The sequence below is a fragment of the Marinobacter sp. UBA2498 genome (genome assembly GCF_002341575.1).
Taxonomy (GTDB): domain Bacteria; phylum Pseudomonadota; class Gammaproteobacteria; order Pseudomonadales; family Oleiphilaceae; genus Marinobacter; species Marinobacter manganoxydans.
Genome location: NZ_DDOI01000061.1, coordinates 12,361 through 12,595 on the forward strand (window position 1 = coordinate 12,361; position 235 = coordinate 12,595).

The window sequence follows — 235 nt, forward strand, 5'->3', positions numbered from 1 at the left end:
GAAATGACCGTTGAGGAAGGGCGCGAGTTCTTCGATGCCGTGCCTTTCCTGGCCCGAAAACTACAGACATTGATGGATGTCGGCCTCTCCTATATCCGTCTGGGGCAAAGCGCAGTGACACTCTCGGGCGGCGAGGCCCAAAGGGTGAAGCTGGCCAAGGAATTGTCGAAACGGGATACTGGCAAAACCCTCTACATTCTGGACGAGCCCACAACCGGCCTGCACTTCTACGACA

1 protein-coding gene is annotated in these 235 nt (G+C 56.6%); it reads left to right on the forward strand.

Going from position 1 to position 235, the window contains the following annotated elements; all coding sequences use genetic code 11:
• Nucleotides 1-235, forward strand: a 235-nt coding sequence (locus B2W52_RS07795; RefSeq protein ID WP_286802321.1) for an ATP-binding cassette domain-containing protein, incomplete at both ends; no start/stop codon positions are given.